The 11,960-nt window shown below is 70.8% G+C and carries 10 protein-coding genes; 2 read left to right on the forward strand and 8 right to left on the reverse strand.

What is annotated here, in order from left to right; translation table 11 throughout:
- Positions 1-240 precede the first annotated feature (240 nt).
- Positions 241-882: a response regulator gene (locus IEZ06_RS34675; RefSeq protein WP_189240907.1), complete on the forward strand. Its 642-nt coding sequence runs from the start codon at positions 241-243 to the stop codon at positions 880-882.
- 111 nt (positions 883-993) lie between these two features.
- Here IEZ06_RS34675 and IEZ06_RS34680 read toward each other — a convergent pair whose 3' ends face one another.
- From IEZ06_RS34680 to IEZ06_RS34695, 4 genes are all read right to left on the reverse strand, one after another.
- Entirely contained in the window at positions 994-2,307 is a 1,314-nt protein-coding gene (locus tag IEZ06_RS34680; RefSeq protein WP_203872229.1) for a sensor histidine kinase, read from the reverse strand.
- Positions 2,304-3,635, reverse strand: a complete 1,332-nt coding sequence (locus tag IEZ06_RS34685) for an FtsX-like permease family protein (protein ID WP_203872228.1) — start codon at positions 3,633-3,635, stop codon at positions 2,304-2,306. Before IEZ06_RS34685 ends, IEZ06_RS34680 begins: the two co-directional genes overlap by 4 nt.
- Positions 3,636-3,640: 5 nt before the next feature.
- Positions 3,641-4,426, reverse strand: a complete 786-nt coding sequence (locus IEZ06_RS34690) for an ABC transporter ATP-binding protein (protein ID WP_189240902.1) — start codon at positions 4,424-4,426, stop codon at positions 3,641-3,643.
- Positions 4,427-4,551: 125 nt separating this feature from the next.
- Entirely contained in the window at positions 4,552-5,091 is a 540-nt protein-coding gene (locus IEZ06_RS34695; protein WP_229799110.1) for a DUF1062 domain-containing protein, read from the reverse strand.
- A gap of 1,107 nt (positions 5,092-6,198) precedes the next feature.
- Here IEZ06_RS34695 and IEZ06_RS34700 point away from each other — a divergent pair.
- Positions 6,199-7,599 carry an endo-1,4-beta-xylanase gene (locus IEZ06_RS34700; protein WP_229799112.1) on the forward strand — a complete coding sequence of 467 codons (1,401 nt, stop codon included), beginning with the start codon at positions 6,199-6,201 and terminating at the stop codon, positions 7,597-7,599.
- Positions 7,600-7,651: 52 nt separating this feature from the next.
- On the opposite strand, the gene IEZ06_RS34705 is transcribed toward IEZ06_RS34700, so the two are convergent.
- The 4 genes from IEZ06_RS34705 to IEZ06_RS34715 form a co-directional block, all read right to left on the reverse strand.
- Positions 7,652-9,271 (reverse strand): glycoside hydrolase family 27 protein, encoded by a 1,620-nt coding sequence (locus IEZ06_RS34705; protein ID WP_189240905.1) that lies wholly within the window; start codon positions 9,269-9,271, stop codon positions 7,652-7,654.
- Positions 9,272-9,414: 143 nt separating this feature from the next.
- Positions 9,415-10,524: a carbohydrate-binding protein gene (locus tag IEZ06_RS34710; protein ID WP_229799114.1), complete on the reverse strand. Its 1,110-nt coding sequence runs from the start codon at positions 10,522-10,524 to the stop codon at positions 9,415-9,417.
- Complete coding sequence (locus IEZ06_RS36950) at positions 10,443-10,730, reverse strand: hypothetical protein (RefSeq protein WP_203872226.1); 288 nt, start codon at positions 10,728-10,730, stop codon at positions 10,443-10,445. Before IEZ06_RS36950 ends, IEZ06_RS34710 begins: the two co-directional genes overlap by 82 nt.
- A gap of 251 nt (positions 10,731-10,981) precedes the next feature.
- Positions 10,982-11,960: non-reducing end alpha-L-arabinofuranosidase family hydrolase (locus tag IEZ06_RS34715; RefSeq protein ID WP_189240906.1), on the reverse strand; the 979-nt coding region annotated here is incomplete at its 5' end.

The raw sequence follows: 11,960 nt of genomic DNA on the forward strand, positions 1-11,960 counted from the left end.
ATCTGGACCGTCGTCCTCATCGCCGTCCACATCCTGATGACGGGCTTCGGCCCGCGAGGATGACCGCCCCGACCGGTGCCGGTGAGCCCGGAACCCACCTCACCGGCACCGGCATCCGCACTCCACCGGCTCGCCCGCACCCGCCGAGAACCACATCGCGGGTGCGGGCCTCGCCGGTTTCCTCACGTATCAGCCGCCGCGTGCCATCATGTGCTCGTGGAGGAGAACCGGCCCTTGCGAGTGGTCATCGCCGAAGACCAGGTCATCCTGCGCGACGGCATGGTGGAGCTGCTGACCGGGCGCGGCTGCGAGGTCGTCGCCACGACCGGCACCCCGGAGGGCCTCCACGACGCGGTGCGCGCCCACCGGCCGGACGTGGCGATCGTGGACATCCGCATGCCGCCCTCCTTCACCGACGAGGGCATCCGGGCCGCCGAAAGACTCCGCGCCGACCATCCGGACCTCGGCGTGCTGGTCTTCTCCCAGCACGCCGAGCCCGCGTGGGCCACCAGGCTGCTGGCGACCGGCGCGCACGGCGCCGGATACCTGCTCAAGGAGCGGGTGGCGGCCGTCTCGCAGTTCGTCGACGCGCTGCACCGCGTCGCCACCGGCGGCACCGCGCTCGACCCTGAGATCGTCGACAAGATGATGCGCGGCGGCCGGCGGCGCCTGGACCGGCTCACCGGCCGGGAGCGGGAGGTGCTCGAGCTGATGGCGCAGGGCCACTCGAACAAGTCGATCGCGGCGCAACTGGTGGTCACCGAGCGGGCGGTGGAGAAGCACGCCGCATCGATCTTCGGCAAGTTCGAGCTGCCGTCGATCGACACCGACAACCGCCGGGTCAAGGCCGTCGTCGCCTATCTGACCGAGGTGGGTGCCTGAGCGCGGCTCGGATGCCCGCCGGCGGCCCGACCCCGACCCGGGCGGGTGCCCGAGCGCGGCTCAGCACTCGCCGGCGACCCGATCCCCGCCTGGACGGGTCCCGAGCGCGGCTCAGATGCTCGTCGGCAGCCTGATCTCGGCCCGGGTGGGACCGCCGGGCGGGCTCTCGACGGTCAGCGTGCCGTCGACCGAGGCGAGCCGCTCCCGCAGCCCGGCCAGACCCGTACCCGTGCCGATCTCCGCGCCGCCCCGGCCGTCGTCGGTCACGGTGATCCGCAGCAGGCCGCCCTCGGCCGACGCGTCGAGCCGCACCTCACCCGCCCCGCTGTGCTTGACCGCATTGGTGAGCAGCTCGACGACGCAGAAGTAGGCGACGCGCTCGATCCCGGGCTGCGCCCGTTCGGGCATCCGCAGGGAGAGTTCGACCGGCAGCGCCGCGTCCTCGCCGAGGGCCCGGAGAGCCGCGGGCAGGCCGTCCTGCAGGGCGGTGGGATCGATGCCGTGGACCAGCCGGCGCAGCTCGGCGATGGTGTGGTCGGTCTGCTCGCGGGCGCGGCCGACGAGCTTCCGCACCCGCTCGTCCCCCGGGTCCACCGAGTCGGCGACCAGGGCCAGAGTGATCGCGATCGCGACCAGCTGGGCCTGGGTGCCGTCGTGCAGGTCCTGTTCGATCTGACGCAGGCTGCGGGTGTGCTCGGCGATGGCGGTGCTGCGCGCCCGGCGCAGATCGGTCAGCTCCTGCTGGGCGCGGCTCGGTCCGAGCAACTGCCGTGCCACCCACACGTTCAGCAGGGTGGTGCCCCGTACCGCCCAGGGCGCCGCCAGCAGGACCAGGAGCCCGACCGGGACGGCCGGGCCGGTCAGCCAGGCCGGCGGCCGGCCCTCGGGCTGGGCCGTCAGCAGCCAGGCGCTCATCCCGATCATCAGGCAGCCCAGGGCCGGCAGGCCCGCCGTGGCCAGCAGGCCGAGCACCGCGAGCGGGAAGCGGACGAACAGGTATCCCACGGCGCGCCAGCCGGCCGGGTCGGCGAGACCGGCCCGGACCCAGGCGACCGCGGTCGGTGCCGCCGGGATGTCGGCCGGCGCCTCGATCCGGACGTCCAGCAGCGAGCGCAGCAGTCCCCGGTGCAGCCGCCCGGTGAGCCGGGCGGCCCGCAGCTCGCCGGCGATGACGGGAAGCCCGACGACGGTCAGGGCGAGCAGGGCCCCGGCATACGTGCCCAGCAGTACGACGGCCAGGCCGAGCAGTGCGACCGGAAAGCCCGCGAGGGCGAACGCGACCTCGCCGGCGCGCAGCCGCGGCCACGACCGCGCCACCCGGGACCGCAGAACGGAGAGACCACCCGCCGGGACGGAGAGACCATCCGCCGGGACCTCCGTCCCGGCGGGCGTCGGCGTGCCGACCTCGCCGGCCCCGCCGGTCACGGCGCCGTCACCGTGGTGGCCGGGTCGAGCGCGATGGTCCGCAGACCGGCGGCCATCTCCGCGGTCACCGCGAGGAGCACCGCGCCGATGAGGATCGGTGCATAGCCGCCCATGGAGACGTACGGTACCGGGTCACCGGTCAGGGACAGCGCGAACGCGATGCTGACCGGGGCGGCGACGGCGATGCCGAGCACGACGCCGGTCAGCGCGGTCAGCACCGACTCGGCCGCGAGCATCCGGACGAGCTGCCGCTTCGTCGCGCCGATCAGGGTGAGCAGCGCGTACTCCCGCCTGCGGGCCGTGGTGAGCGAGATCAGCGTGTTGAGCGTCGCCACCGTCCCGAACAGGGCGAGCATCGCCACCTCCACGCCGCGCAGCCAGACGTCGTCGTCCGACACCGCGTCCGGCAGCACGCCGACCATGTGGTGGCGGATCGTGTCGGTGATCACCATGAACGTGGTCGACAGGCCGACCAGCAGTGCGATCGGCACGACCGCGGAGGACAGCCGGTGGGCGTGGCCGCGCGTGTTGACCGCGGCCAGCCAGCCGCCCGACTCGCCGCCGCGCAGCAGGCGCAGCGGCAGACCGAGCAGCGTGACGACGATCCGGGCCGGCAGCGGCCCGAGCAGGGCCAGCGCGACCATCGACGCCAGCGCTCCGAGCAGGGCGGCCTGGGCGGCCTCGTCCGGCTCCTGGCCGACCAGGAAAACGCACAGCACCCCCACCCCGCCGACGACGATCAGCCCGAGCAGCGTCCGGAACCAGCCGATCCGGTCCGTCTCGGCCGACGTCCCGGCCATCGCCGCGCCCGGTGTGCCGCGCGAGATCCGCCAGGTGGCGAAGACCGTCGCGATCAGGCCGACGAGGACCGTGGCCAGCGTGGCGATGAGCGGGGGCAGCGGGTTGCCGGGCACGGTGGCGCCGGCCGGTGCCAGGCCGCGGTCCACCAGGGCGGACAGGAAGATCCGTGCGGCGACCGCGCCGGCCGCCCAGGCGGGCGGTGAGACCAGCAGGATCAGGCCGGCGACCTGGAAGCGGACGAGCCGGCGCACCTGCCGCGGTGTGGCCGCCACCGTGCGCAGCAGCGCCAGTTCGCGGTACTGCCCGCGGATCGCGAAGCCGAGCGTGGTGACCGCGACGAACGTCGCCATGATCATCGCGATCTCGCCGAACGCGCCGCCGATCAACGCCAGGTCGGAACCGTCCTCGGCCGCGGTCGCCGCGGCGATCATCGACCCGAACATGGTGATCGCGGACACCGCCAGGAACAGCGCCGACGCGAGTCCGGCGAAGGAGGCGGGACGGGTGCGCAGAGCGCCCCAGGCCATCTTGATCATGAGAGTCCGCCCAGTTTCTCCGCGATGACCGCGGCCGACGGCCGGGCCAGGTCCTCCACCAGCTCGCCGTCGGTCATCATCAGCACCCGGTCGGCGAAGCCGGCGGCCATCGGGTCGTGGGTGACCATGACGCAGGTCCGCCCGTGCTCCTCCACCCCCTCGCGCAGCAGCCGGAGGATCTCCCGGCCGGTGTTGCGGTCGAGGGCGCCCGTCGGCTCGTCGGCGAAGAGGATCTCCGGCTGGTTGTAGAGCGCCCGGGCGATCGCCACCCGCTGCTGCTGCCCGCCGGAGAGCCTGCCCGGCCGCTCCTTCTCGCAGCCGTCCAGGCCGACCTGGGCGAGCACCCCGCCGACCCGCGTCCGGTCGACCCGGCCACCCATCAGGCGGGTGGGCAGCACGACGTTCTCGGCGACCGTCATGGCGGGCATCAGGTTGTAGGCCTGGAAGACGAAGCCGACCGTCGAGCGCCGCAGCCGGGCGAGCCTGCGCTCCCGCAACCTGGTGATCTCGACCGGGCCCCAGTGGACGGCGCCCCGGGTGGGGCGGTCCATACCGGCCACGCACTGCAGCAAGGTGGTCTTGCCGGATCCCGACGGGCCCATGACCGCGGTGAACGAGCCGGGGGCGAAGGTGACGTCCACCCCCTGGAGCGCGTGCACCCGGCCGCCGCCGCGTTCGAACTCGCGGCGCAGCCCTCGCACCCGGATCTCCCGGCCGGCGCCACCGCCTTCCGGCCGGACCCCGTGCACCTGTTCCACCTGCTCGTTTCCGAAGAGTGACATGTCCCAATTCTCGGTACGGCCGCCGTCCCGGACGATCGTGGTGACACCCGAATCCGGGGTTCGGATATCCACACCCCGGCCTCGGCGCGCGACCGGGGCGATCGCGCGCCGAGGCCGCGTTCCCGTTACTCCCCGGCCATCACGGTGAAGGTGAACCCTGCGCTCGTCGTACGGCGCAGCGGAACGTCGCACTTGACCCGGCGCAGCACCTCGTTCCTGCTGAGGCCGAGCCCCTGCGCGATGAGCCGCTCCGGGCGCACCGGCACCGGATCGTCGAAGACGACCTCCACCTGGACCGGCCACGCCTGGTCGGGCCGCGCCGACGGGGTGTCCAGCCGCCAGGCCCCCTCCCAGTCCAGGGTGAAGCGGTTGCGCCGGGCGAGCAGCGGATCCAGCAGCCTGGCGGCCACCAGCTCCGGATCGTTGGCGTGGTAGCCGTCGAGCTCGGCCGGATCGAAGGATCCGACCGGTGCCCGCTCGTGCACGGTGAGCTTGCCCGTCCGGTCGCAGGACACGCAGCGGACCAGCAGCCACACGTCCAGCAGCTTGCCGTTGGCGTTGACGCGGAACCTGCCCTCGCCGGTGGTGGCCGACTCCGACCGGCAGTCCACGCACCGCAACGACAGCAGGGGCAGCCTGGTCCGGCGGACGACCCAGGGCAGCACGGTATGAGGTTGTGAAGACATGATCTCTCTAGACCTGACACGAGGCCGATCGCGCGCGGCCTCAGACGCCGTAGGACCGGACGCCCAGGGGCAGCCCGGCGGAGCCGGCGGGAGGGCCGGCTTGGAGGTGAGCGGAAGAAGGTGTCAGATCTGAAGAGCAGGCGGGGTCACGCGGTTCTGTCCTCTGTCCTCACGGTGACGGGGCCGCAGGCAACCTACGGGAACGCCGAAGGAAGGCTCAACCGGTTTTCCGGCGGGTGCCCGCCGGGTCGCGGCGGGCGGACGCGGGTGGTTCCCCGATCCGTCCGGCGTGGGGTCGGCCGCACGGCGACGTGCCGTGGACGGTCCTCGCCGACCCGCACGGCGACGTGCCGTGGACGGTCCTCGCCGACCCGCACGGCGACGAGTTCTGCCTCGGCACCCCTTTTCGGTCCGCCGGCCGGTCCGCCCCCGTGCGGAGGCGGAGCGGCGGACACGAAGCGACCCGGGCGCGTGGTGTCACCCAGGCTCGACGACCTTGCGCGTCTCATGGGCGGGGATCCATGTTAGCGCTATCATCCCGCGGTACGGCCCTCCTTCGACACCCCGCGTCCTTGGTGGTGATGGCGGCGAGTAAATACAGCCGACCCGGATGTCGTCAAGAGGTACGGCCCCGAGCACCGGCCGCGCCGGGCGGGTGTCACTCCACCCGCAGTCGGCCTCTATGGCCGCAACTTGCGGATTTGAACTGAAACTTTCATGGCCAGACATCGGTAATTTTCTGCCCCATCACTCCCATCAAGGCCTCCAGCTGCTCCACAACGCTGACATCCGAGCCCTCACCCGGGCTGATCACTCCGAAATTTTCGCTGGGGTGTTGACATGTTTCGGTTACGTTTCCACACTGATCTCCGAGGCGGTCGGCCCGGCCCGATGTGGTGATCGGCGAGGGCCGCCGGTCATGACGCCGTCGTGGTGTGCACCTCCGGTCAGGGGTGCGGCGTCGTCCGCCGGGTTCCCGCATATCCCCCCTTCCGTGATTTCAGTGTGGAGTCAGGCATGGACAGCAAGCCTTTACCCTCATCCGCATCCGCACGTTTCAGTGCCCTCAGCAGGGTCATCGGCGCCGTGGGCGCCGTGGGCATCGTGGGCGCGGCGCTGATGGTGTCGGCCCCGGCGAACGCGGCGGAGAACACGCTGCACGCCGCCGCCCAGCAGAGCGGCCGGTACTTCGGCACGGCCATCGCCGCCCAGAAGCTGGGCGACTCGACCTACACCTCGATCGCGAACCGCGAGTTCGGCATGATCACCGCCGAGAACGAGATGAAGATCGACGCCCTGCAGCCCAACCCGGGGCAGTTCAACTTCAGCAACGGCGACCGGATCTACAACTGGGCGGTGCAGAACGGCAAGCGGGTCCGCGGCCACACGCTCGCCTGGCACTCCCAGCAGCCGGAGTGGATGCGGAACCTCCGCGGCGGCAGCCTCCGCCAGGCGATGATCAACCACATCAACGGCGTGATGGCGCACTACAAGGGCAAGATCTACGCCTGGGACGTCGTCAACGAGGCCTTCGCCGACGGCAACTCCGGCGGCCGGCGCGACTCCAACCTCCAGCAGACCGGCAACGACTGGATCGAGGTGGCCTTCCGCACCGCGCGGGCCGCCGACCCGGCCGCCAAGCTCTGCTACAACGACTACAACATCGACAACTGGAACTGGGCCAAGACCCAGGCCGTCTACAACATGGTCCGCGACTTCAAGCAGCGCGGCGTGCCGATCGACTGCGTCGGCCTGCAGTCGCACTTCAACAGCAACAGCCCCTACAACAGCAACTACCGCACGACCATCCAGAGCTTCGCGGCCCTGGGCGTGGACGTGCAGATCACCGAGCTGGACATCCAGGGCGGCTCGGCCACCACGTACGCCAACGTCGTCAACGACTGCCTGGCGGTGTCCCGCTGTACCGGCATCACGGTCTGGGGGGTCCGTGACAGCGACTCCTGGCTCGGCGCCAGCGCCACCGCGCTGCTCTTCGACGGCAACGGCAACAAGAAGGCCGCGTACAACTCCGTCCTGAACGCGCTCAACAGTGCGGACCCGGACCCGGACCCCTCGCCGACCGTCACTCCCACGTCGGACCCGGGCGGCGCCGGACAGATCCGGGGTACGGCGTCCGGGCGGTGCGTGGACGTGCCGAACGCCACGACGACCGACGGCACGCAGCTCCAGCTGTGGGACTGCCACTCCAACTCCAACCAGCAGTGGTCCTACACCTCCGCACAGGAGATCCGCGTCTACGGCAACAAGTGCCTCGACGCCGCCGGCACCGGCAACGGCGCCAAGGTGCAGATCTACTCCTGCTGGGGCGGCAACAACCAGAAGTGGCGCGTCAACTCGGACGGCTCGATCGTGAACGTCCAGTCGGGTCAGTGCCTCGACGCCGCCGGCACCGGCAACGGCGCCCTGCTGCAGACCTACTCCTGCTGGGGCGGCAACAACCAGAAGTGGAGCCTGGGCGCCGCCTGACGCACCCCTGGTCCGGGCGGTCTCCCTGGGGTCCGCCCGGACCGCAGGTGCGTCAGATGCGGTTCCAGCGCTGGTTGGCGGCGCCGCTGCACGTCCAGATCTGGAGGTGGACGCCGTTGGCCGTGGAGTTGCCGGGCACGTCCAGGCACTTTCCCGCGCCGAGGGCGGTGATGCTCCCGTCGGGGTTGAAGCGCCACTTCTGGTTGTTCTGGCCGTTGCAGTCCCAGATGATCACGCTGGTGCCGTCGGCGGTGCCGTTCTCGTGCACGTCGAGGCACTTGTTCCCGTAGACGCGCAGTTCACCGGCCGCCGTGGAGGTCCACTGCTGGTTGCTCTGGCCGTGGCAGTCCCAGATCCCCACCCGGGTCCCGTTGGCCTGGGAGGCTCCGGTGACGTCGAGGCATCTTCCCGACCCCGCGCCCTGGATCCGGGACACGGGGGCGGGCGTTCCGCCGCTGACCCGGAACACGACGGTGCCGTGGGGCGGCACGCTCGCCGAGATGGCCCCGGTGGTCGAGGTGACGGTGTTCGTCCAGGCCTCGCGCAGGCTGAAGGAGCCACCGGACAGACCGATCGCCGAGGCGGTGGTGCTGATCGTCGTCGTGCCGCCGCCCTGGTTGAACAGGGCGACCGCGACATCGCCGTTGCTCAGTCGTTTGGCCAGGATGCGGCGGGTGCCGTCGTTGCTGATCTGGGTGGCCTGGAGGCCGAGCGGGTCCTGGTTGATGGCGATCAGGTTCTGGTTCTTCATGATCGTGGCGGTCGCGGAGTCCATGTTCCGCATGTCGTTGCCCGCGATCAGCGGTGCGGCCATGACCGCCCACAGGGCGAAGTGGCTGCGCATCTCGGTGTCCGTCATGCCGCCCCGGCCGACCACCATCATGTCGGGGTCGTTGAACTGCCCCGGCTTGGCGTAGCCCGACAGGGGCGCGTTGACGTTGACGATGTTCTGGATGCCCATCGGGTAGCCGTTGGTCTGACCGGAGTTCCAGACGTTGGTGATGTCCTCGGTCGTGCGCCAGATGTTGGCGACGTCGCCCCAGTTCCGCCGCGGGCCGGTCTTCTCGTGGATGCTGTTGGGATTGATGCTGTAGAGGATCGGCCGGCCGGTGGCCGCCAGCGCGTCGCGCATCTTCGCGAAGACGCGGACCTGGTCGTCGATGGTGCCGGTGGGGGAGCACCAGTCGTACTTGAGGTAGTCGACGCCCCAGGCGGCGAACTGCCTGGCGTCCTGCACCTCGTGGCCCAGACTGCCGGTGGCGCCCGGATAGGAGCCGAAGTACTGGGCGCAGGTACGGTCCAGGGGCGCCTGGTAGAGGCCGAACTTCAGGCCCCGGGCGTGCAGGTAGTCGCCGAGCGCCTTCATGCCGCTCGGGAACCTCGACGGATTGGCCCGCAGGTTCCCGGCGGAGTCGCGGGCCGGGTCGAACCAGCAGTCGTCGACGACGACGTACTCGTACCCAAGGTCGCGCATGCCTGAACTGACCATCGCGTCGGCGGTCTGGCGGATCAGCGTCTCGTTGATGTTGCAGCCGAAGGTGTTCCAGGTGTTCCACCCCATCGGCGGAGTGCGGCCCACGCCGTTCTCCAGCGCCTGAGCCTGGGCGGCGGGGGTGAGCGCCACGGCCAGGGCCACCGTGGTCAGCAGCGCGCGGGTTCGTTTCCTGCTCATGGAGGTCTCTCCTCAGTGGGTCGGAGGCCGGGCTCCGGTGGGGGCCGGTCCGGGGCGGACAGGACGACGGGGGCCGCGATCGTGGCCGCGGTCAGCGGTGACCGGTGACCGGTGACCGGTGCCCGGCCACGGCGATGCTCCCGTCATCGGAAGGAGGCGTCGTCGACGTAGAGCCGTCGGTGCCCGCGGTCGTCTCGACGTAGAAGGAGGCGTTGGTCGGCGTCCCGGTCCACGAGACGGTCGCGGTGCCGGTGAGCCGGGTCCAGCCGCCGGTGCCGACCGTCTGCGCGGGGGTGAGCTGGAGATGGCTCGTGGTGCCGTTCGCGGTGAGGGCCAGGGTCGCCCCCGCCGGTGAAGCGCCACCAGTCGAGGTTGAGCAGGTAGCCGCCGCCGCCCGTGAAACGCAGGTAGAGGTCACGGGTGCCGGTCGCGCCGGACACCGGGCAGGTGACCGTGGTCCAGTTCTGCCAGCCGCCGGTGCCGTTGACGGTGCAGGTGCCCACGAGAGTGCCGGTGGGGCTGCCGAGCCGCAGTTCGATCCGGCCGCCGCCGGTGCCCGAGGCCGCGCGAGCGGTGAAGGCGGTGGCCCCGCTGCCGAAGGCGACGCCCTTGACCTTGATGTGGTCACCGTTCTCGATGAAGCCGACGTTGACGCCGCCCTCGCTGGAGGCCTCGGTCTCCACCCCGGACGACCAGGCGATGGTCTCGGCCTCCTGCCGGACGAACGGGTCGAGGGTGCCGACCTGAGGCGGGCCGGCGGTGGTCATGTTGATCGTCGGGATGGTGCCGTCGGCGCTGTAGGCGAACTTCTCCACGGCCACCGACCTGGTGTAACCGCCACCACCCGGCAGCGCGCCGTTGTGGTAGAAGAAGTACGATCCCCCGGCGTAGTCGATGATCCCCGCGTGGTTGGTGAAGCTGCCGCCCTGCCGGGGCATGACCGTCCCCCGGTAGGTCCACGGCCCGGTGGCGCTGGGGGCCGTGGAGTAGGCGATGAACTCCGAGCAGCATTCCGCGGCGAACACGTTGTAGTAGAGGCCGTTGCGCTTGTAGACCCAGGGCCCCTCCTCGTAGAGCGTGGGGCGGCCGGTGCTGCCGCTGCGCGCGCCGAACCCCGCAGCGGTCAGCTGGACGTAGTTGATCCCGCCGGAGTAGGAGATCATGTCGCTGTTCAGGCGTACGTACGCGAGGCGGGGGTTGCCCCAGTACAGGTAGGCCTGGCCGTCGTCGTCGACGAGGAGTAGACGCGCCAGTCGCGCATCGTGAAGTACGTGGAGCCGTCCTCGTCGTGGCCGGTGTAGAGGTAGACGCGGCCGTTGTGGACGAGCGGTGCGGGGTCGGCGGTGTAGATCGTCTGGACGATCGGGTTGTCCGCGCCGGCCGGTGTCGCGGGCAGCAGGGTCATGACGCAGAGCACGCCCATGATCCAGGCCAGGCGGCGTGATGGTGCAGATCTCATGGCGTTCCTTTCGAGGTTGGACCTCGGACTGGGAAGCGTTGCCCGACCTCGCACACCGTCGCTGCACGAGACACCGTCGCTGCACGAGGCACCGTCGCTGCACGAGGCACCGTCGCTGCACGAGGCACCGCCCGCCGTACGAGGCACCGCCCGCCGTACGAGCGCTGGTATTCCTGCGCGACCCGGGCGGGCTCGGCCTTCCACCGAGCCCGCCGTGCCGGCTCCACCCGAGCCGGACCCGTGTCACGCCGTCAGCGCTGCAGTGTCAGCAGGCCCGGCCGGTAGGGCAGCAGGCCGTAGTCGCCGCCGGAGTTGGGGTTGCGCCCCTGGTAGAGCAGCTGCAGGTTGCAGGGGTCGACGGTCATGGTCTGGTCGGCGCTGGTGCGGATCAGCTCGCCGTGGCTGATGTCGTTGGTCCAGGTGGCGCCGCTGTTGGCCTTGCCGGCGAAGGGGTTGCCCTCGGTCGCGGCCTGCGGTGTCCACGAACCGTTCAGGCTGGTGGCCGTGAACGAGCGGAAGTAGCGCCCCTGCGAGCCGATCGCCTCGACGATCATGAGGTAGCGGTTCTGGCCCTGGAGCTTGTAGACCTGTACGGCCTCGAACAGGTTGTTCGTCGTGTCGCTCATGACCACCGTCGAGGCCGTGCCGAAACTGCCGGGGAAGTTCCCGATCGGCATGCTCGCCCGGTAGATCTTGCCGTTGTCCCCGGCGAAGAACAGGTACATGTTCGAGCCGTCACCGATGAGCGCCTGGTCGATGGGGCCCGTCCCGGAGCCGGAGATGCTTCCGGAGAAGAGCGTCTGCTCCGACGACCAGCCGTTCGGGTTGGCGGGGTCGCTCGACGTCCGGTAGGAGAAGGCGGTCCTGCCCCACTGGTAGGCGAGCACCCAGGTGTTCTTCGGGGCGAAGTAGAAGAGCGAGGGCGCGACGGCGGAGAAGTTCATCGCGTTCTGGCTGGCCGAGCCCATCTCCGACCAGTTGGTGAACAGGCCGAAGTTCATCGAGCCCCACCTGGTCCCCGTGTCGTGCGTCGTCGCGTAGACGAGCTGCCTGCCGTTGTAGGGGGCGACGGTGAAGTCCTTGAGCGAGACCCAGCCCGACCTCGGCTGCGCCAGCGGGCCCGACGACGTCCAGCGGTACGTCGACGGAAGGTTGCACGTACCGGGGTCGCCGCCGCCGACCTTCACGAGCTGCCACTGCTGGTTGGCGCCGCCCCAGTCGTCGTACTGC

It is taken from the genome of Planomonospora antibiotica, assembly GCF_014647955.1.
Taxonomy (GTDB): Bacteria; Actinomycetota; Actinomycetes; order Streptosporangiales; family Streptosporangiaceae; genus Planomonospora; species Planomonospora parontospora.